Source organism: Burkholderia sp. AU31652 (assembly GCF_002223155.1).
Lineage (GTDB): Bacteria > Pseudomonadota > Gammaproteobacteria > Burkholderiales > Burkholderiaceae > Burkholderia.
The window spans coordinates 1,330,743-1,350,976 of sequence record NZ_NKFG01000003.1; the positions used below are offsets into that span (position 1 = coordinate 1,330,743).

The 20,234-nt window shown below is 64.5% G+C and carries 15 protein-coding genes; 11 read left to right on the forward strand and 4 right to left on the reverse strand.

Features of this window, described 5'->3' with window-relative positions:
* Nucleotides 1-57 precede the first annotated feature (57 nt).
* From CFB40_RS37855 to CFB40_RS08825, 3 genes are all read left to right on the forward strand, one after another.
* Nucleotides 58-468 (forward strand): hypothetical protein, encoded by a 411-nt coding sequence (locus CFB40_RS37855; RefSeq protein ID WP_143329829.1) that lies wholly within the window; start codon nucleotides 58-60, stop codon nucleotides 466-468.
* Nucleotides 469-784: 316 nt separating this feature from the next.
* Complete coding sequence (locus CFB40_RS38600) at nucleotides 785-1,153, forward strand: hypothetical protein (RefSeq protein ID WP_174974553.1); 369 nt, start codon at nucleotides 785-787, stop codon at nucleotides 1,151-1,153.
* A complete protein-coding gene (locus tag CFB40_RS08825) occupies nucleotides 1,150-2,907 on the forward strand; it encodes a ShlB/FhaC/HecB family hemolysin secretion/activation protein (protein ID WP_179255262.1) in 1,758 nt (585 codons plus the stop codon). Before CFB40_RS38600 ends, CFB40_RS08825 begins: the two co-directional genes overlap by 4 nt.
* A 1,189-nt stretch (nucleotides 2,908-4,096) precedes the next feature.
* On the opposite strand, the gene CFB40_RS08835 is transcribed toward CFB40_RS08825, so the two are convergent.
* On the reverse strand, nucleotides 4,097-5,365 hold the full coding sequence (locus CFB40_RS08835) for a M23 family metallopeptidase (protein ID WP_089431050.1): 1,269 nt from the start codon (nucleotides 5,363-5,365) through the stop codon (nucleotides 4,097-4,099).
* A gap of 338 nt (nucleotides 5,366-5,703) precedes the next feature.
* A complete protein-coding gene (locus CFB40_RS08840; RefSeq protein ID WP_089425370.1) occupies nucleotides 5,704-6,351 on the reverse strand; it encodes a TetR family transcriptional regulator in 648 nt (215 codons plus the stop codon).
* Nucleotides 6,352-6,501: 150 nt separating this feature from the next.
* Between CFB40_RS08840 and CFB40_RS08845 the strand changes: the two genes are divergently transcribed.
* From CFB40_RS08845 to CFB40_RS08885, 8 genes are all read left to right on the forward strand, one after another.
* Nucleotides 6,502-7,701 carry a MexX/AxyX family multidrug efflux RND transporter periplasmic adaptor subunit gene (locus tag CFB40_RS08845; RefSeq protein ID WP_089431051.1) on the forward strand — a complete coding sequence of 400 codons (1,200 nt, stop codon included), beginning with the start codon at nucleotides 6,502-6,504 and terminating at the stop codon, nucleotides 7,699-7,701.
* Nucleotides 7,702-7,721: 20 nt separating this feature from the next.
* Complete coding sequence (locus tag CFB40_RS08850) at nucleotides 7,722-10,859, forward strand: multidrug efflux RND transporter permease subunit (RefSeq protein WP_089431052.1); 3,138 nt, start codon at nucleotides 7,722-7,724, stop codon at nucleotides 10,857-10,859.
* Nucleotides 10,859-12,316, forward strand: a complete 1,458-nt coding sequence (locus CFB40_RS08855) for an efflux transporter outer membrane subunit (RefSeq protein WP_089431417.1) — start codon at nucleotides 10,859-10,861, stop codon at nucleotides 12,314-12,316. Before CFB40_RS08850 ends, CFB40_RS08855 begins: the two co-directional genes overlap by 1 nt.
* A gap of 836 nt (nucleotides 12,317-13,152) precedes the next feature.
* Nucleotides 13,153-13,665: a fimbrial protein gene (locus CFB40_RS08865; RefSeq protein WP_089425375.1), complete on the forward strand. Its 513-nt coding sequence runs from the start codon at nucleotides 13,153-13,155 to the stop codon at nucleotides 13,663-13,665.
* Between the two features lie 118 nt (nucleotides 13,666-13,783).
* A complete protein-coding gene (locus CFB40_RS08870; RefSeq protein WP_089431054.1) occupies nucleotides 13,784-16,237 on the forward strand; it encodes a fimbria/pilus outer membrane usher protein in 2,454 nt (817 codons plus the stop codon).
* A gap of 16 nt (nucleotides 16,238-16,253) precedes the next feature.
* Nucleotides 16,254-17,000, forward strand: coding sequence for a fimbrial biogenesis chaperone (locus CFB40_RS08875; RefSeq protein ID WP_089425920.1), 747 nt, complete (start codon nucleotides 16,254-16,256; stop codon nucleotides 16,998-17,000).
* Nucleotides 16,997-18,022, forward strand: coding sequence for a fimbrial protein (locus tag CFB40_RS08880; RefSeq protein WP_089425377.1), 1,026 nt, complete (start codon nucleotides 16,997-16,999; stop codon nucleotides 18,020-18,022). The genes CFB40_RS08875 and CFB40_RS08880 overlap by 4 nt, the downstream gene beginning before the upstream one ends.
* 132 nt (nucleotides 18,023-18,154) lie before the next feature.
* On the forward strand, nucleotides 18,155-19,447 hold the full coding sequence (locus tag CFB40_RS08885) for a calcium-binding protein (RefSeq protein ID WP_256976596.1): 1,293 nt from the start codon (nucleotides 18,155-18,157) through the stop codon (nucleotides 19,445-19,447).
* A 65-nt stretch (nucleotides 19,448-19,512) separates the two neighbouring features.
* Here CFB40_RS08885 and CFB40_RS38605 read toward each other — a convergent pair whose 3' ends face one another.
* Entirely contained in the window at nucleotides 19,513-19,650 is a 138-nt protein-coding gene (locus CFB40_RS38605; protein WP_163008971.1) for an HHHH-motif protein, read from the reverse strand.
* 47 nt (nucleotides 19,651-19,697) lie between these two features.
* Nucleotides 19,698-19,937 (reverse strand): hypothetical protein, encoded by a 240-nt coding sequence (locus CFB40_RS08890; RefSeq protein WP_046545673.1) that lies wholly within the window; start codon nucleotides 19,935-19,937, stop codon nucleotides 19,698-19,700.
* Nucleotides 19,938-20,234 lie beyond the last annotated feature (297 nt).

Sequence of the window (20,234 nt, forward strand, 5' to 3'; positions counted from 1 at the left end):
GGGTGGCCAGGTTAATTTGATAAAGGCTACGGTCGCCGCTCCGCCAGGAGGACGCAAATGAAAAGTTCCTTGGTAGATATGAAAAAGCGTCTCACTGATGGTCAATTGGCGAGGAGCATTGAAATTTATTTTCCGGAGCTTGGGCGGTCAAGTCCAATCATTACGTCGAGAAATTACGGAGATTCCAGCAAAGCCCTATACGCACAGGGGCGGCGGGAAAACGAATGGTGTTGGATCAACGTAATAGAATGGCCACCGGGGCAGCGAATCGTTAATGACTATCCCTACGCATGCTCGATCGAGAGTCGGGGGGATGCATTGTTTTCGGCTATTGTTGTTTCTGCAATCTCGTTGGTGACAGGCGGGAAAATTTACGACGATGCGGGATATCTATGTTCCGGGCATGAATTTTCTTCTGATGAATTCAAGGAAAAATTGCTCGTTGAAGTTAATAAAAAATATTCTTGACCAGAAGTGACCAATCTTAAAAGGGAAATTATGAGGAGGTTTGCGTTTTGGTCACTTATCGTCTTCAGCCCGTTCGCCGCACGGGCACAACAGGTCCCCACTCCGAACGACCAGGCCGCCGCCCGTGCGAACGCTGAGCAGAGTCAGCAGGCGCAACAGCGCCGTGACGCCCAGCAACGCGACGCCACCGTGCAAGCGCCGGGCGTGCGCTCCGATGTGTCACGTCCAGAAGCTTACCCCGTATGCGACTGAGACGCCGTGCTTCCGAATCGATCAACGTACTGAGAGACCTCCAGAATGCATTGAAGGGAAAGCGATGAGTACATGGAAAGATTTTGTTGCCGATTTGACGAAAATCGAATTTCTTCGGCTGGCTAGAGATGAAGCTGTCGAGGATTGGGGGGAAGACATTCCTACAACACTCCTATTCGGAAAGCTAGGGAAGAGTGTCGCAGAAAAATTCGATGAATATTCACCCGAGGACCGGATGTATATCTTCGATATTATCGAGCGTGGCATGAGGGCAGAGAACGTTGATCTGAAGACATTCGTTGCAACGGGTCTATTGGAGTCTCTATACGCGCAAGCAAACAGAGATGGTGCCCTTCTGATGCGTATGGAAGCGCAGCTTGGGAATATGTCGAGAGCATACTTAAAAGATTGGGCAATATGGCATCAATCATGACTATTAAGCGGTTGTCGATCGTGCCATTGTCGGCGTTGGTCACATTCTCTGCGCAGGCGCAACAGACCCCCACTCCGAGCGACCAGGCCGCCGCTGCCCGCGCGAATGCCGAGAAGAACCAGCAGGTGCAACAGCGCCGCGACGCCCAGCAGCGCGATGCCGCCGTGCAGGCGCCGGGCGTGCGCTCGGACGTGCCGCGCCCGGAAGCCTATCCGGTACTGCCGACCGAATCACCGCGCTTTCGAATCGACCGCTTCGCGCTCGACGTGCCCGATTCGTTACCGGCCGCCGCGAAAATGCAGGGCGCATCCGCCTTGCCGATGGATCGCTTCGCCTTTGCGCGCGACTGGCTCGCGCACTACGCCGGCCAATGCGTCGGCAAGCAAGGTGTCGACCTGATCGTCAAAGGGGTGTCGCAGGCCATCCTCGCACGCGGCTACATCACGACCCGCGTACTCGTGCCCGAGCAGGATTTGTCCACCGGCACATTGAAGCTTGCCCTGATTCCGGGCGTCATCCGGCACGTGCGTTTCGAGGACGAGAAGTTGCGCGGAACGTGGAAGACCGCGTTCCCGACGCGCGACGGCGAAGTGTTGAACCTGCGCGACATCGAACAAGGGCTTGAGCAGATGAAGCGCGTCTCAAGTCAGGATGTGTCAATGAGGATTGCACCCGGAGATACGCCCGGCGAAAGCGACGTCGTGCTCGACGTGAAGCGCAGCAAACCATGGACCGTTGTTGCGTCCATCGACAATTCCGGTACGCGCGCGACCGGCAAACTGCAAGGCAATGTGTCGCTTGGCATCGACAACCCGCTGGGCCTGAACGACATCTTCAACGTCGGGTTCAACCAAGACCTAGAATTCGGCGACAAGCGCTTCGGCTCGCACGGTTGGAACGCGTTCTACTCGGTTCCTTGGGGCTACTGGACCGGCACCCTGTCGGCCTATACCAGCACGTACTTTCAACCGCTCGCGGCCGTGAACCAGACGTTCGTTGCGAGCGGCAACATGAAGACGGTCGACTTCAAGCTCAATCGTGTGCTGACGCGCAGCCGGAACGATGTGTTCGGTGCGCAGGTTCGCCTGACGCGCCGCTTTGGCGACAGCTACATCGAAGGCACGACGATACCGTCGTCGCACCAGAACGCGACCTTTCTCGAGTTCGGGCTGAACGACCGGCACTATTTCGGCTCGTCGCAGTTCGACGGCTCGCTTGCCTATCGTCAGGGCTTGGGGTGGCTCGGCTCTACCGACAGCATGTTCGCGGCAGAGGGTGGACAGACTTACAGATTCAAGATGGTCGTGTTCGATGCGAATCTGTCGATACCGTTCGCGATCGGTACGCAGCCGTTCAAATATGTGACGACCTTTCATGGTCAGTACACCGGCAATACGGTTTCATACCTCGATAGCGTCACGATTGGCAGCCGTTATACCGTGCGGGGATTCGACGGTGAAACGCTGCTGGCGGGATCGCGCGGGTTTTACTGGCGCAACGAATTGCAGGTCCCCATCGCGCAGACCGGGCTTGCGGCCTATGCCGGTCTCGACTACGGTCGGGTCTGGGGGCCAGAGCCGGTTGCCTTGGTCGGCACGCAGCTCGCTGGCGCAGTGATTGGCGTCAAGGGCAGTGTCGCGACTCGGTTCGGCGGATACGGCTACGATCTCTTCGCGGGTACGCCTGTCTACAAGCCGTCCGGTTTTCCAACCGCGCGCGTGACGCTCGGTTTTCAGGTGACTGCTCAGTTCTGAAGACGCAATGAGCCAAGGTACTTCTGCTGTACGTACACGTCGCAAGCCCGATGTTGCGTATGCCCGTCTGGTCGAAATTGCCGTCGAACAGGGGCTTACGCTTCTGACGCTCGAATGGCGAGGGTTGAAATCCCACTATGAATTCCGCTGCGAGTCGGGCCATGACTTCACGCGCATAGGCACCGTCGCGATGCGAGGCACGATAACTTGCCTCCAGTGCGAACAAGTGCGCGTGCAGCACCGCTTTCAGGAGCTACTGAGTGAACGCGGTTTTGTGTGTCATGAGGGAACCTATCTCGGTCAAACGGCGCGGCAACACTTCACTTGTCGTGCTGGACACGAATGGACAGCTGAAGCACGCAAGATTCTAGATGGCCATGGCTGTCCACGGTGTGCCAAATACGACTTGGCTTCCTGTCTCCTACATTCGGATGGGTTGGAACGTCTTCACGAGGCGGCGACGGAGCGCGGCGGTCGTTGTCTGACTGACACGTATAACGGTATCGCCATGCATTACGAATGGGAGTGTGCCGAAGGCCATCGATGGAAAGCTGTGGCTTACCGAATCGTCGACGGCGGATGGTGTCCGAACTGTGCTCGAATCAAGCGCGGAGAACAGCAACGCGATCCGAAGGGGCTCGAGCGATTGCAGGCCGCAGCGAAGTTACGTGGTGGACAGCTTCTTTCGACGGAGTATCACTTAACAAATTCGAAGTACCGATTTAGATGCGCACGTGGACATGAATGGGCGACGTGGGGACATTTGGTGCTCGGCGGGGCGTGGTGTTGGCATTGCGCCAATCTTGCGAAGCGCCGAACGATAGAGGACATGCAGGCAATTGCTGCGGAGCGCGGTGGCCGATGCTTGAGTACCGAATATCACGGCAATCGAGTCAAATTGACATGGCAGTGCGCACACGGACATGTGTGGGACTCAATGCCTAACACGGTGGTCAATCGTGGCGCGTGGTGCCCGAACTGTTTTCGGTTGCGAATCACACGAGATCCGGCATTGCGCCGGCGCTATGACCGTGAGAGGTAGTGCAAGCTATCGGCAGTATCGGGCGCAGGTGTGGTTGGCCCTTGCGCCAGAACATTGGTTTAAGCCCGTAACCAGCTGACGGCGTAGAGAAGAGCGGCGGAGCATTTTGACCGTGCGCTCTTCTGCAACCAGGATCGTACCTCGGAGTCAGCTTCTTTCCGCCGAGTAGTGCGTATCGAACACCGAACGCAGCGTCGACGGGCCGGTCGCGAAATCGCCCCACAGCGGCCCGTCGTTCTGCGCGAACGCGAACGGTGCCGTATTGATCGACGCGAGACGGAAGCGCCATTGCGCCGCTTCCTGGCGGAAGGCGGTGAGCTGCATGTCGGACAGCGCCGTCTGCGCGCTCGCGAGCGTGACGAGCGGATCGACCGGATTGTTCGCGACGCGCACCTCGAAGTGCAGGTGCGGGCCCGTCGCGGCGCCGGTCATCCCGACCGAGCCGATGCGCTGACCCTGCTTCACGGTCTCGCCCGTCTTGAGGCCATGCGCGAACGCGGACAGATGCGCGTAGTAGGTCGAGTAACCATCGGCGTGATCGACGATCACGTAGCGGCCGTAGCCGCCTGGATCGGTGCCGACGAACGAGACGACGCCGTCAGCCGCCGCATCGACGGGCGTGCCGCTCGGCGCGGCGAGATCGACGCCCGTGTGGAACGCCATCGCCTGCGACAGCGGGTGAATGCGTTCGCCGAAGAACGAGCTGATGCGTGTCCACTTGACCGGCATCGTGAAGGCGGCGGCTTCGAGCGGCGAGCCGTCGAGCGCGTAGTACGCGCCGTGCTCGGCGCCCGGCGCGCGGAACCAGATCGCGCCGAACGTGCGGCCGGCGACGCGCAGTTCGAGCGCGGTGAGGCGCGGCGTGCCGTCGCTCATATTGAATGCGACGCGGTAGTAGTCGCCGCGCTGCGCGCTCGCCCGCATCGCGACCTTGCCGCTGACGAGATCGCCGAGCTGGATGCGCACCTCGGGCGGCACGTCGAGATGGTTCAGCGTATCGGACAGCGTGAGTTCGATGTCGCCCGCGCGCATCCCGTGCTGGTTTTCAGGGGCCGCGAACTGGAACAGGTTCGCGTAGCCGAGCATCTCGTTGCGGTGCGCGCTGAGCGGCGCGAACAGCCCCGGCTGCTGGCTGCGGTCGTTGCGTTCGCCGGCATCGTTGCGCTCGCCGATCGTGCGGGCGAGCTCGCTCGTCACGAAATGCTGCGCGGTGGGAAACGGCGTGTCGGACAGCACGCGCTGCGGCAGCGCGGCCGTGCCCGAATCGACGGCGCCCGGCAGTTGCGACACGGCCGGCAGCGCGGCGAGGCCGAGTGCGGCGAGGGCGCCGAGCACGGCGGCCGGCACGAGCGCGCGCGCAATGCGCTGCGCGCGGCCGGGCGCGAAAGCATCAGGGGTAGCGGCAGACTTGACCAAGGTGTCCACATCCAGGAAAGCGGTTCAAAGGGGGTGTGGGCAGGGTCCACCGGCGGCACATCCGTCGGGCAGCGACGGGGCGGGCGGCGGGCGTGCAACAAAACAGGCCCCGCCAGGGGCCTGTATCGTTTCCGTTCGACCCAACGCGCGGGGGGACCCGCTTCGAACGGCGGCGTGCATGCCGGGTCGTACCCGGTTATCACGAAGACGCTAAAGAAAGATGACAGCGTCAGTCTACCGATGTTCCGCGGAACGTTAAAAATTTTAAAGGGGGTCAGCTCATTCGTTTCGCAGTGCGGTAAATCGGGTTAAATCAGCATTTATTACGACAAATTCCGTCAGTCCGGCAATTTGTGCGCGCGGCTTCGCAGCGCGGCGGACGTGCGCACGGTGTCGAAGCCGGCGTCGAGCATGGCCTCGGCGTCGTTCCACAGGTTGCCGCGCAGCCGGTTGGTCCAGATCATCGACGCGAACACGCCTTCGAGCAACGACACGAGATAGACGGCGGCCAGGTGCACGTCGAGATCGGCGGCGACTTCGCCGGCCGCGATCGCGCGGCGCAGCAGCGCCTTCGTGATCCGCAGCATCTGCAATTCGAGCAGCATGCGGCGCCGCTGCAGCGCGCCGTTCTCTTCGCTCTGCTCGCACTTCGTATAGAGGATCACGAGCACGCGTTGCATCGGGCCCGGCTCGCCGCATTCCTGCAGATAGTGCGACGCGGCGCGCCGCAGCGTGGCGAGCGGGGGTAGCCCTTCGCCCGCGTCGAAGCCTTCCGACGTGCGCGCGAACGCGCGGTCGCACATCGCAAGACACACTTCCATCTTGTTGCGGTAATGGCCATAGACGGCGCCCCGCGACATCCCGGCGGCCTCGGCGAGGTCCGCCATCGCGGTTTGCGCCACGCCTTTCTCGAGCAGCACGAGCTCGGCGGCGTCGAGGATCCGGTGCTTGATGGCGAGCGATTCTTCGCGGGTCTTGCGGGCCATGTCCTGAAATTCCTTACAGTTCGCTGTCGTTTTATTGAGACAGTGTGGCGGTCAGATTGAAGCGGCGTGTATTTAATCAGTCGTGACTGATTATAATCGGCCACCCTGAGCCGCCGCATTTTATCGGTGGCGAACGATCCGAGGTCACACATGAATAACAATCGCTCCCTGTTGCGCCACCGACTGGCGCCGTTCGCGCTGGCGGCCGTGCTGGCCCTGGCCGGATGTGGAAAGGGCGACAAGGACGCCGCGCCGGAGGCCGCGAAGCAGGCGACGGTCGTGACGGTGCGCCCGACGGCCGTGCCGATGACCGTCGAATTGCCGGGCCGGCTCGACGCGTACCGGCAGGCGGAAGTGCGTGCGCGGGTCGCGGGCATCGTGACCGCGCGCACCTACGAGGAAGGCCAGGAAGTGAAGCAGGGCGCGGTGCTGTTCCGCATCGATCCCGCACCGCTGAAGGCCGCGCGCGACGCCGCGCAGGGCGCGCTCGCGAAGGCGCAGGCCGCCGCGCTCGCGGCGAGCGACAAGCGCCGCCGTTACGACGATCTCGTGCGCGACCGTGCGGTGAGCGAGCGCGACCACACCGAGGCCGTCGCGGCCGACACGCAGGCGAAGGCCGACGTCGCTTCCGCGAAGGCGGAACTCGCGCGGGCGCAGTTGCAGCTGGACTATGCGACCGTCACCGCGCCGATCGCGGGCCGCGCCCGGCGCGCGCTCGTGACCGAAGGCGCGCTCGTCGGCCAGGACCAGGCGACGCCGCTCACGACCGTCGAGCAGCTCGATCCGATCTACGTGAACTTCTCGCAGCCGGCCGCCGACGTCGACGCGCTGCGCCGCGCGGTGAAGAGCGGGCGGGCGACGGGCATCGCGCAGCACGACATCGCGGTGACGCTGCTGCGCACCGACGGCACCGCGTATCCGCTGAAGGGCAAGCTGCTGTTCAGCGACCTCGCGGTCGATCCGACCACCGACACCGTCGCGATGCGTGCGCTGTTCCCGAATCCGGAGCGCGAGCTGCTGCCGGGCGCGTATGTGCGGATCGCGCTCGACACGGCGGTCGACCAGCGCGCGATCCTCGTGCCGCGCGATGCGCTGCTGCGCACGGCCGACCGCACGTCGGTGCGGGTCGTCGGCACGAACGGCAAGGTCAAGGACGTCGAGGTCACGGCCGACCAGATGAGCGGCCATGACTGGCGCATCACGCGCGGCCTCGCGGGCGGCGAGCGCGTGATCGTCGACAACGCCGCGCAGTTCGCGCCCGACACGGCCGTCAAGCCCGTCGAGCAGGCGCCGCCGTCGAAGGCAGCGCCGGCCGTGGCCGCCTCGCAGGCGGCCGCCCGTCAAACCTGACTGGTCAACACCACACCACCATGGCACGTTTCTTCATCGATCGCCCCGTCTTCGCGTGGGTGATCGCAATTTTCATCATGCTGGGCGGCGCATTCGCGATCCGCGCGCTGCCCGTTGCGCAGTACCCGGACATCGCCCCGCCCGTCGTCAGCATCTATGCGACGTACCCGGGCGCGTCCGCGCAGGTCGTCGAGGAATCGGTGACCGCGCTGATCGAGCGCGAAATGAACGGCGCGCCGGGGCTGATGTACACGTCGGCCACCAGCAGTGCGGGGGCCGCGTCGCTGTACCTGACGTTCAAGCAGGGTGTGAACGCCGATCTCGCGGCCGTCGAAGTGCAGAACCGGCTGAAGACGGTCGAGGCGCGGCTGCCGGAACCGGTGCGGCGCGACGGCATCCAGGTCGAGAAGGCCGCCGACAACATCCAGCTCGTGGTGTCGCTGACGTCCGACGACGGGCGGATGACCGACGTGCAGCTCGGCGAATATGCGTCGGCGAACGTCGTGCAGGCGCTGCGCCGCGTCGAGGGTGTCGGCAAGGTGCAGTTCTGGGGTGCCGAGTACGCGATGCGGATCTGGCCCGACCCGGTGAAGATGGCCGGGCACGGCCTCACCGCGTCGGATATCGCATCGGCCGTGCGTGCGCACAACGCGCGCGTGACGATCGGTGACATCGGGCGCAGCGCGGTGCCGGCCAGCGCGCCGATCGCGGCAACCGTGTTCGCCGATGCGCCGCTGAAGACGCCCGCCGATTTCGGCGCGATCGCGCTGCGCGCGCAGGCCGACGGCGCCGCGCTTTACCTGCGCGACGTCGCACGCATCGAGTTCGGCGGCAACGACTACAACTATCCGTCGTACGTGAACGGCAAGGTCGCGACCGGGATGGGCATCAAGCTCGCGCCGGGCTCGAACGCGGTCTCCACCGAGAAGCGCGTGCGCGCGACGATGGACGAGCTGTCCGCGTATTTCCCGCCGGGCGTGAAGTACCAGATCCCGTACGAGACGTCGTCGTTCGTGCGCGTATCGATGAACAAGGTCGTCACGACGCTGATCGAGGCCGGCGTGCTCGTATTCCTCGTGATGTTCCTGTTCATGCAGAACCTGCGTGCGACGCTGATCCCGACGCTCGTCGTGCCGGTCGCGCTCGCGGGCACGTTCGGCGTGATGTATGCGGCCGGCTTCTCGATCAACGTGCTGACGATGTTCGGGATGGTGCTCGCGATCGGCATCCTCGTCGACGACGCGATCGTCGTGGTCGAGAACGTCGAGCGGCTGATGGTCGAGGAGGGGCTCGGGCCTTACGACGCGACCGTCAAGGCGATGAAGCAGATCAGCGGCGCGATCATCGGGATCACCGTGGTGCTGACGTCGGTGTTCCTGCCGATGGCGTTCTTCGGCGGCGCGGTGGGCAACATCTACCGGCAGTTCGCGCTGTCGCTCGCGGTGTCGATCGGTTTCTCGGCCTTCCTCGCACTGTCGCTGACGCCCGCGCTGTGCGCGACGCTGCTCAAGCCCGTGTCGGGCGACCATCACGAGAAGCGCGGCTTCTTCGGCTGGTTCAACCGCCTGGTCGCGCGCTCGACGCAACGCTATGCCACGCGCGTCGGCAAGATGCTGAAGAAGCCGGTGCGCTGGCTCGTCGTGTACGGCGCGCTGACCGGCGCCGCGGCACTGATGCTCACGCAGCTGCCGACCGCGTTCCTGCCGGACGAGGACCAGGGCAACTTCATGGTGATGGTGATCCGGCCGCAAGGCACGCCGCTCGCGGAAACGATGCAGAGCGTGCGGGAAGTCGAGTCGACCATCCGCCGCGACGAGCCGACCGCGTTCACGTATGCGCTCGGCGGCTTCAACCTGTACGGCGAAGGGCCGAACGGCGGGATGATCTTCGTCACGCTGAAGAACTGGAAGGAACGCAAGAACGAAGACGCGCACGTGCAGGCGATCGTCGCGCGCATCAACGAGCGCTTCGCGAGCACGCCGAACACGACGGTGTTCGCGATGAACTCGCCGGCGCTGCCCGATCTCGGCTCGTCGAGCGGCTTCGACTTCCGGCTGCAGAACCGCGGCGGGCTCGACTACGCGACGTTCAGCGCCGCGCGCGAGCAGTTGCTCGAGACGGGCCGCAAGGATCCGGCGTTGACCGACCTGATGTTCGCCGGCACGCAGGACGCGCCGCAGCTGAAGCTCGACATCGATCGCGCGAAGGCGTCCGCGCTCGGCGTGTCGATGGACGAGATCAACACGACGCTCGCGGTGATGTTCGGCTCCGACTATATCGGCGACTTCATGCACGGCACGCAGGTGCGGCGCGTGGTCGTGCAGGCCGACGGGCTGCACCGGCTCGACCCGGACGACGTGAAAAAGCTGCGCGTGCGCAACTCGCACGGCGAGATGGTGCCGCTCGCGGCGTTCACGACGCTGCGCTGGACGCTCGGGCCGCCGCAGCTCACGCGCTACAACGGCTTTCCGTCGTTCACGATCAACGGCTCGGCCGCGGCAGGCCACAGCAGCGGCGAGGCGATGAGCGCGATCGAGCGGCTCGCCGGGAAGCTGCCGGCCGGCACCGGTTTCTCGTGGTCGGGGCAGTCGTTCGAGGAGCGGCTGTCGGGGGCGCAGGCGCCGATGCTGTTCGCGCTGTCGGTGCTCGTCGTGTTCCTCGCGCTCGCGGCGCTCTACGAGAGCTGGTCGATTCCGTTCGCGGTGATGCTGGTCGTGCCGCTCGGCGTGATCGGCGCGGTGCTCGGCGTCACGCTGCGGATGATGCCGAACGACATCTACTTCAAGGTGGGGCTGATCGCGACGATCGGGTTGTCCGCGAAGAACGCCATTCTGATCGTCGAAGTCGCGAAGGACCTGGTCGCGCAGCGCATGTCGCTCGTCGACGCGGCGCTCGAGGCCGCGCGCCTGCGGCTGCGGCCGATCGTGATGACGTCGCTCGCGTTCGGTGTCGGCGTGCTGCCGCTCGCGTTCGCGTCGGGCGCCGCGTCCGGCGCGCAGATGGCGATCGGCACCGGCGTGCTGGGCGGCGTGATCACGGCGACCGTGCTCGCGGTGTTCCTCGTCCCGCTGTTTTTCGTGATCGTCGGCCGCCTGTTCGACGTCGGCCCGCGCCGGCGCGGCGGGGCCCAGCCGGCGACGATGGAGGGTTCTCAATGATGTTTGCGCTGAATGCACGCGCCGCGCTGCGGGCCCAGGTTGCGCTGGCCGCCGCGCTCGCGCTGGCCGGCTGCACGCTCGCGCCGCGTTACGAGCGGCCGGCGGCGCCGGTGCCGGCGACTTATACGCCGGTAGACGGCAGTGCCGCACCGGCGGCCGAGGTGTCGCCCGCCGACGCCGCGCTGCTCGACGACTGGCGCACCTACTTTACCGATGCCGTGCTGCAGGCGTGGATCGACGCGGCGCTCGCGAACAACCGCGACCTGCGGGTCGCGGCCGGCCGCCTCGAGGAAGCGCGCGCGCTGTACGGCGTGCAGCGTGCGGACCGGATGCCGTCGGTCGATGCGAACCTGGGCTATGACCGTACGCGCCAGTACGACCCGGTCGTGCGCGAAAGCGCGATCAGCGGGTTGTATCGCGCGGGCGTCGGCGTCAGCGCGTACGAGCTCGACCTGTTCGGCCGCGTGCGCAGCCTGTCGGACGCGGCGCTCGCCGAATATTTCGCGACGGCCAACGCGCAACGCACGGTACGCATCGGCGTGATCGCCGACGTGGCCGGCGCGTATGTGTCGGAGCGCTCGCTGCACGAGCAACTCGCGCTGGCGCAGCGCACGCTGGATGCGCGCCAACGCATGGCCGCGCTCACGCAGCGGCGTTATGCGGCCGGCACGAGCGACGCGATCGAGCTGCGCTCGGCCGAGATGCTGGTGGCATCCGCGCGCGCGTCGCAGGCCGCGCTGGAGCGCGAGCATGCGCAGTCCGTGCGGGCGCTGCAGTTGCTCGCGGGTGACTTCGCGCGCAACGTGCCGGATGACACCACTGCGCTCGACGCACTGTCGATCGCGCCCGTGGCGCCCGGCGCACCGAGTGCGCTGCTCGAACGGCGGCCGGACATCCGGCAGGCAGAGGCACGGCTCAAGGCCACCAATGCGCAGATCGGCGCCGCGCGCGCGGCGTTCTTCCCGCGCATCACGCTGACGAGCGACTACGGCTCGGTCAGCGATGCGTTCTCGAGCCTGTTCGCCGGCGGCACGAGCGTGTGGACGTTCGCGCCGCGCCTCACGCTGCCGATCTTCGCGGGCGGCCGCAATCAGGCGAACCTCGACGTCGCGAACGCGCGCAAGCACATCGCGGTCGCCGATTACGAGAAGACGGTGCAGACCGCATTCCGCGAAGTGGCCGACGCATTCGCCGCGCGCGACTGGATCGATCGCCAGCTTGCCGCGCAACAGGACGTGTATGCGGCCGACGGTGCGCGATTGAAGCTCGCCGAGCGCCGTTACGCGGGCGGTGTCGCGACGTATCTCGAACTGCTCGACGCGCAGCGCAGCACGTACGAGTCGGGGCAGGAGCTGATCCGGCTCAAGCAACTCAGGCTCGCGAATGCGATCACGCTGTACCGCGCGCTCGGCGGCGGCTGGTCGCCGGCGTCGGCGGAGGCCGCGGCATCCGCGTGATGCCTGTCGCCTGACGCAAGCGTGTCGGGCGGCATGACGGCGGCGGTGCGCTTCGACGTGCCGCTGCCGCTTTCTTCGATCCATACCGCTGTTCCGGCGATATCTTCCCCCTCACTGACAGGCTGGCCAGGACGTTTTCATCCTGCCGGAACGCGCACGTGCGCGTTCCGGGGCAGCCCTCGTCGTGCGACCGCTCGTGTCGCGATTCCGCGCAAACGTGTGCGGGCCATTTTTCCTTCCTGCGCTGCCGCGATACGGACCGGACGACGGGTTCCGGCGACCGCTCATGCATGTGATTTACGATCAGGAATTGACGATCGAATTAATCAATATATTGGAAATAATGAGAGCGGCAAAGTGTCGCAGTAAAACGTTTGTATTCGTGTCGCAATCGTTTGCGCGAAAAAATTGAATTGATTGAATCGCGGTTTAATTTCCTGTTTGTTGAAAATGATTTGATATTGCCGTTGTCGTTCTGCAACGATGGCGGCATTGGACAATGCTTTGTCCTTTCCGACGATGATTTCGCGGAAGTCAATCCCAGCAAGGTGGAGTGGGGCGGCTCCGGCTGTCGATCGAAAATCCCCTTAATCTTCAATTGCTTCCTGAAAATAAAAAAGGACTGCGGATAAAAGTTGAAGGATTGTAAATCGACAGGAAAGAGTGTGGATTTAGAGGGGTAAATCGGACATTGTCAGATGCATTTGACAATGATTTACAGAAAACTTTCACGATTATCTCGATAATGCCGCCTCGTGTCGGACGGAAGCCACCATGCGCTGCCGTTTGTGTCCGCCACGTCAACTACTCCATTTGCAGTCCTTACGGGAAACGTCATGAAAAAATCCATCCTGACCGCTGTCGCACTCGCGGCCCTGTCGACCTCGGCCTTCGCAGCGGGCACCGGCACGATCAACTTCACGGGCGAGATCGTCGCGGGCGCATGCGGCATCGATTCGGGCTCGGTCAACCAGACCGTGAACCTCGGCAAGGTGCCGACCAACGTGTTCAAGCAGGCTGGCGACAAGTCCACGCCGACCAACTTCGACATCAAGCTGACCGACTGCGACACGAGCGTCGCGCAGAACGCGTACTTCACGTTCACGGGCACGTCGAGCGCAGGCCAGCCGAAGCTGCTCGCGACGATCGGTTCGGCGACCAACGTCGGTATCCGCCTGCAGGCAGCGTCGGGTGAATACCTCGACAACGGCGCCGAGCAAAAGGCACCGACCGTGCTGCAGAACGGCACGAACATCGCGCGCTTCGCTGCGATGTACGAAGCGACCGCAGCCGGCGTGACGCCGGGTACCGCCGAAGGCGTCGCGAACTTCACGGTTCGCTACCAGTAAGCCGCCGTACCGGGGAAGGGTGCGCGCACCCTTCCTCGTTCGCTTTTCCTCCTTTTCTCCCTTCCTGGACTTCCGGTAGCGCCGCGTGCGAATCAGACATTCCTTCCTTTGCGTCTCCGTGCTGGTGGTCGGCAGCCAGAGCCATGCGACGGAATTCAATTCGTCGTTCCTGAACATCGACGGTTCGAACAACGTCGATCTGTCGCAGTTCTCGCAGGCGGACTTCACGCTGCCGGGCGAGTACATGCTCGACGTGCAGGTCAACGACCTGTTCTACGGGCTGCAGGCGATCGAATTCATCGCCGTCGATACGTCAGGGGCGGGCAAGCCGTGCCTGCCGCCGGAACTCGTCGCGCAGTTCGGGCTGAAGCCGTCGCTCCTGAAGGACCTGCCGCGCTTCCAGGGCGGACGTTGCGTCGACCTCGGCGCGATCGAGGGCGCGACCGTGCGCTACGTGAAAAGCGACGGGCGGCTCAAGATCACGATTCCGCAGGCCGCGCTCGAGTTCACCGATTCGACCTACCTGCCGCCGTCGCGCTGGTCCGAAGGGATTCCGGGTGCGATGCTCGACTATCGCGTGATCGCGAACACGAACCGCAACTTCGGGACGGACGGTCGCCAGACGAATTCGATCCAGGCCTACGGGACGGTGGGCGCGAACTGGGATGCATGGCGCTTTCGCGGCGACTACCAGGCGCAATCGAACGTGGGCAATACGGCCTACGCGGACCGCACGTTCCGCTTCAGCCGGCTTTACGCATTTCGTGCGTTGCCGTCGATCCAGTCGACGGTGACGTTCGGCGACGACTACCTGACTTCCGACATCTTCGACACGTTCGCGTTGACGGGCGCGTCGATCCGCAGCGACGATCGCATGCTGCCGCCTTCGTTGCGCGGCTATGCGCCGCTGATCTCGGGTGTCGCGCGCACCAACGCGACCGTGACCGTGTCGCAGGCAGGCCGCGTGTTGTACGTGACGCGCGTGTCGCCGGGCGCCTTCGCGCTGCAGAACATCAATACGAGCGTGCAGGGCACGCTCGACGTCGCGGTCGAGGAAGAGGACGGCAGCGTGCAGCGCTTCCAGGTGACGACGGCCGCCGTGCCGTTCCTCGCGCGCGCCGGGCAATTGCGCTACAAGGCCGCCGTCGGCAAGCCGCGCCAGTTCGGCGGCGCCGGCATCACGCCGTTCTTCGGCTTTGGTGAAATCGCCTACGGTCTGCCGTTCGACGTCACGGCGTACGGCGGCTTCATCGCCGCGTCGGGTTATACGTCGATCGCGCTCGGCCTGGGCCGCGATTTCGGCGCGTTCGGCGCGCTGTCGGCCGACGTCACGCATGCGCGGGCGAAGCTGTGGTGGAACGGCGCGACGCGCAACGGCAACTCGTACCGCATCAACTATTCGAAGCACTTCGACGGGCTCGATGCCGACGTGCGCTTCTTCGGTTATCGCTTCTCCGAACGCGAATACACGAACTTCGCGCAGTTCTCGGGCGACCCGACCGCGTACGGCCTCGCCAACAGCAAGCAGCGCTACTCGGCGACGCTGTCGAAGCGTTTCGGCGATACCTCGACCTATTTCTCGTACGACCAGACGACCTACTGGGAACGCGCGAACGAGCAGCGCGTCGGCCTCACGCTCACGCGGGCGTTCTCGATCGGCACGCTGCGCAACCTGAACGTGAGCGTGTCGGCGTTCCGCACGCAGAGCGCCGGTGCAAGCGGCAACCAGGTCTCGGTCACCGCGACGTTGCCGATCGGCGGCCGTCACACCGTCACGTCGAACCTGACGACGGGCAGCGGCAGCACGAGCGTGAACGCGGGCTACATCTACGACGATCCGAACGGCCGTACCTACCAGGTCAACGCGGGTGCGACCGACGGGCGTGCATCGGCGAACGCGAGCTACCGCCAGCGCTCGTCCGCGTATCAGCTGACCGCGCAGGCGTCGACGCTCGCCAATGCGTATGCGGCGGCATCGCTCGAAGTCGACGGTTCGTTCGTCGCGACGCAATACGGCGTGTCGGCGCACGCGAACGGCAATGCGGGCGACACGCGCCTGCTGGTGTCGACCGACGGCGTGCCCGACGTGCCGCTGTCCGGCACGCTCTCGCACACCGATTCGCGCGGCTATGCGGTGCTCGACGGCATCTCGCCGTACAACGTGTACGACGCGACCGTCAACGTCGAGAAGCTGCCGCTCGAAGTGCAGGTGACGAACCCGATCCAGCGCATGGTGCTGACCGACGGCGCGATCGGCTTCGTGAAGTTTGCCGCCGCGCGCGGCAGCAACCTGTACCTGACGCTGACCGACCCGGCCGGCAAGCCGCTGCCGTTCGGTGCATCGGTGCAGGACGTGGCGAACGGCAAGGAACTCGGCATCGTCGGCGAGGGCGGTGCGGCGTTCCTGACCCAGGTTCAGCCGAAATCCACGCTGGCGGTGCGTGCGGGCGAACGCACGCTCTGCACGATCGACACGCTGCCGAACCAGCTCCAACTCGAAGGCACGCCGATTCCGGTGACGTGCCAGACGCCCGGCGAGTCGCATGCAGCGGCCGCACGGGTCGAACGATGAATTCACGGATCCCGCGATGAAACATTCCTTCTCCCTTTCCTTTCCGCGGCGCGCATGGTGCGTGCTCGCGACCGCCGGCGCGCTGTTCGCAGGCGCCGCGCAGGCGGCGATCGTGCCCGATCGCACGCGCGTGATCTTCAACGAAGGCGAACAGGCCGCGATCGTCACGATCACCAACAAGAGCGCGACGTACCCGTATCTCGTGCAGTCGTGGCTCGAGGACGCGAAGGGCAACAAGATCACGTCGCCGCTGATGGTCGTGCCGCCGCTGCAGCGCGTTGAGGCGAACGAGCGCAACGTGCTGCGGATCGCGAAGCTGCCGGGCACCGAGCTGCCGGCCGATCGCGAAACGGTGTTCTACCTGAACATCCGCGAAGTGCCGCCGAAGACGGATACGCCGAACACGTTGCAGATCGCGCTGCATACGCAGATGAAGCTGTTCTACCGCCCGAAGGCCGTGCAGCCGGCGCGTGACGAGGACTGGACGTTGCCGATGACGTTGCGGGTCGACTCGGCCGCGCACACGCTCGTGTTCGACAATCCGACGCCGTATCACATCACGATCGTCAACCTGGCTTCGGGGGCGCAGAAGACGCCCGTGCCGCTGGAGCCGGTGATGGTGAGCCCGATGAGCAGGACGGACGTGCCGTTCAAGGCCGCGACGCCGTCGACGCTGTTCGTCACGCATGTCGATGATTACGGTGGCCAGGTGGCGGTGGAGTATGCGTGTGAGGCAGGGGCTTGCAAGAGCGTGAAGAAATGAGCGGGGGCGCAAGACAACGCCTGTCGCCGCTCGCGGCATGGCTGCGCTGGGTCGTGCTCGCGATGCTGATCGCGGTGGTGCAGCCGGCATGGGCGCTGCGCTGCCTGAGCGACGGCGGCGCGGATTCGCTTACCGAGCCGATCGGCGGCGTCGCATCGTATCCGACGGACGCGCAGGACGGGTACGTGATCTGGGTATCGCCGCCGCGCACGACGACGGGGTACTGCTACAAGGACTACGGCGGGGACGCACTGGCCTTTTCCGAGAAGGTTTACTTCTACGCGAACCCGAGAATGCAGGATCCCGCCGCATGGGGACTGGAAATCGGCATTCGCTATGGTGGCCGGGACTATTTCGGCCTGGGTAGCGGGCTGGGCGCGCGCGTGGAAACCACCACCGAAGTGGGTCCGTGTTCGCCCCGGGACTTTGCATGGGGGCGCTGCGAGAAGGTGCCACTCAGCATTACCTATCAGGTGGTGGTGCGCAAGAAGGGTCAATGGATGCAGCCGCCGAACGATATCTATGCGGTCTTCCAGTTCGACGGCAAATACGGCCTCAACGCGGCCCGATCGAGTTTTCAGTACCGGCTGAGCGGGTTGTCGCGCCTGAAGCCGACACCGTGCCTCGTCGACGTGCTGGTGACGCCCGAGCCCGGCATCGTCAATTTCGGTCAGGTGCAGGCGTCCGGCAATGGCTTCCTGCCGGCCGTGCCGCGCCGGCGGTTCTCGTTGTCGCTGACGAAGAAATGCAGCATCCCGATTCGCGTCGACGGCTATTTCGAGGCGACCAAGGGCACCGTACAGAACGGTTTGCTGGTGCCGGCAGCGAACAGCAATTTCGGGATCGGCCTCGAGGATAGTCAGGGCAAGGCGATCGAGTTCAACAAGCAGTTCACGCTCACGCAGTTTGCGGCCAACGTTGCGAATCAGACCGTGATGCTCGATGCGGTGCTCAAGTCGTTCGGACCACCGAAGATCGGGCCGTTTGACGCAGCCGCCACGATCCGGATTTTCCTGTATTGAGCGTGGTGCGGTGTGAGCGGCGTGCGCCGCGCAACATGCTGCGTGCACTGAATTTTCATTGATGTACGGACGGAGGAGAAGGGGATGCATCCGAGACGCAGTGTCGTCGCGGCCGTGCTGGCCGTGTCGGCAATGAGCGCGGTTCACGCGCAGACGGTATCGGCCGGCGGTTATTCGCTGACGGTGATTGGAGACCTGGGCGGGCCGCGCGACGTGCAGTACAACGGCAATGCCGTCAGTGCGGACGGCAAGACGATCATTGGTTCCTACTGGAGCGAAGCGCAGCCCGGTGGCTCGATGGCCTTCTCTTGGTCGGCCGCGACGGGCTGGCAGCGGCTGGCCGCGCCGGCGAACGCCTATGACTCGCAGGCACAGACGGTGTCGGCCGATGGGCAGGTAATCGGCGGCTCGATCAGCGCGCGCCAGGCGGACAGCAGCAACCTCGATCGATGGGCGGTGCGATGGCCCGGCGACGGTCGCACACAGAAACTCGTTCCGGATACGGCCGGCCGGGGCGCAAGGGTCGACGTTGCGAACCTCGCCGGCACGAGGATGGCGGGCAGTTTTACGACGACAGGCGGCCGGAATGCACGGTTCATGTGGGACCAGCCGAGGGGTTTCCGCGAGTTGCCGCCGGGCGGCGACTATCTCGTGCAACTGCTCGCGATGACCTCGTCCGGGAATGCTGCAACCGGGTTCGCCGGCAATGTCGACGGCGTGTATGGTTCGCGCGCGCTCCTTTGGACAGAACGAACCGGCGAACGACTGTTGCCGACGATCAACGCGGGCGCGGCCAGAATGGATATGGCCCGTGGCGTGACCGAAGACGAACGGACGATCGCCGGCTCGCTCGGCACTCTCGTGGACACGCCGGATGGACAACGGCTCGATTCGGAAGCCGTGCTGTGGACGAACGGCGGCGACAGCATCCAGCGGCTCGGTTTTCTCGAAGGCGATGACAGCAGCTACGCGTTGTCGATCAGTATGGACGGGCAGATTGTCATCGGTGGCTCGAGCAACGAGCAGACCGGTGTCGCGCGTGTCTTCGTCTGGACGCCGCAAAGCGGCATGCGCAGCCTCGTTGCGTTGCTCGAAGCGGCCGGCCTGTCGGCCGGCACGCTGAATCTGAGCCGCGTGATCGGCGTGAGCCCTGATGGGCAGACCATCACGGGGCAGGGCTATCGCGAAGACGACCCCGACGGGAGGCCGCAATTCTGGCAAGTGCACATCGATGCGGCGACGCTGCGCGCATTGCGGCCGGCGAGCCCGGGTGCGGACGCATCGCGCGTACGGGCGTCGCAGCCGAAGGCGATGTCACGCATGCTGGCGGCAAAGCCGAACGCCGCGATGCAGCGAGATGTCTGCCGCATGCCGGTCACCCCGGCGCGGCTGGTGCAATGCCGGCTGCTGCCGGCCGCACGCTAGCGATCACGGTCGCAATCAGGTAAAGCGATGAAGCAAGGCGCCGGTTCCCCGACGCCTTGTGTCGTTTACCGCACCCAGCGGCAAACCTTGTGATGGTGATGCTCGAAGTGACACACGCGGTGCGGATGGGCTTCGGCGATCGCCGGCACGAGCACGGCGGCGGCGAGCGCCGCGACGGTCAGGGTCTTGAGTAGCGTCTTCATGTTTGAGGTCCTGTCGTTGAATAGTGGGTCACGGGAGCGGCGGCGCGTTACCACTGCGGCCGCTGATCGTCGCGATGGTCGTCCCGGCGATCGTCGCGGCGGTCGTCATGGCCGCCGCGATGCTGAGCCTCCCAGTCGCGGCGCTCCCAGTAGCGATTTCCGTCCCAGTAACGATCGCCATGCCAGCCGATCGTGACTTCGGCCGGGCCCGGATAGGCGACGCATCCGGTGAGCATCACGCTCGACAGCGCGCCCAGCATGACAGCGGATAGCACGATGGATTTCATGTTTGTTCTCCCTGGGGAAACGACACGTCGATCGTACGAGCCCTCAAAATTTCACGTGGTAAGAAGTTGCTACCGCACATGACATGACACCCCAGGCGTTTCGTCAGAACCCCGTGAAAGCAGCGGTAGCCGTGCGCGCCGGACAGACGAGTCGGTGTCTCCTGCCACGACCAGCGGCATGCGTCCCATCTGCCCCGGCAACGATTCCGCCGATTGTTCAGACAAATCCTGACAACCGAAAGGGTCATTTCGTAATCGTATTGAGAATGATTTGCGTTTACGTTAAATTTCGCTATC

Bases quoted from the DNA above. Each gene is read 5' to 3' on its own strand.
- CFB40_RS08840 (WP_089425370.1), bottom strand. From the start codon at position 6,351: ATGGCCCGCAAGACCCGCGAAGAATCGCTCGCCATCAAGCACCGGATC.
- CFB40_RS08880 (WP_089425377.1), top strand. From the start codon at position 16,997: ATGAGCGGGGGCGCAAGACAACGCCTGTCGCCGCTCGCGGCATGGCTG.
- CFB40_RS38600 (WP_174974553.1), top strand. From the start codon at position 785: ATGAGTACATGGAAAGATTTTGTTGCCGATTTGACGAAAATCGAATTT.
- CFB40_RS08825 (WP_179255262.1), top strand. From the start codon at position 1,150: ATGACTATTAAGCGGTTGTCGATCGTGCCATTGTCGGCGTTGGTCACA.
- CFB40_RS08850 (WP_089431052.1), top strand. From the start codon at position 7,722: ATGGCACGTTTCTTCATCGATCGCCCCGTCTTCGCGTGGGTGATCGCA.
- CFB40_RS08865 (WP_089425375.1), top strand. From the start codon at position 13,153: ATGAAAAAATCCATCCTGACCGCTGTCGCACTCGCGGCCCTGTCGACC.
- CFB40_RS37855 (WP_143329829.1), top strand. From the start codon at position 58: ATGAAAAGTTCCTTGGTAGATATGAAAAAGCGTCTCACTGATGGTCAA.
- CFB40_RS08855 (WP_089431417.1), top strand. From the start codon at position 10,859: ATGTTTGCGCTGAATGCACGCGCCGCGCTGCGGGCCCAGGTTGCGCTG.
- CFB40_RS08875 (WP_089425920.1), top strand. From the start codon at position 16,254: ATGAAACATTCCTTCTCCCTTTCCTTTCCGCGGCGCGCATGGTGCGTG.
- CFB40_RS08845 (WP_089431051.1), top strand. From the start codon at position 6,502: ATGAATAACAATCGCTCCCTGTTGCGCCACCGACTGGCGCCGTTCGCG.
- CFB40_RS08885 (WP_256976596.1), top strand. From the start codon at position 18,155: ATGAGCGCGGTTCACGCGCAGACGGTATCGGCCGGCGGTTATTCGCTG.
- CFB40_RS08890 (WP_046545673.1), bottom strand. From the start codon at position 19,937: ATGAAATCCATCGTGCTATCCGCTGTCATGCTGGGCGCGCTGTCGAGC.
- CFB40_RS38605 (WP_163008971.1), bottom strand. From the start codon at position 19,650: ATGAAGACGCTACTCAAGACCCTGACCGTCGCGGCGCTCGCCGCCGCC.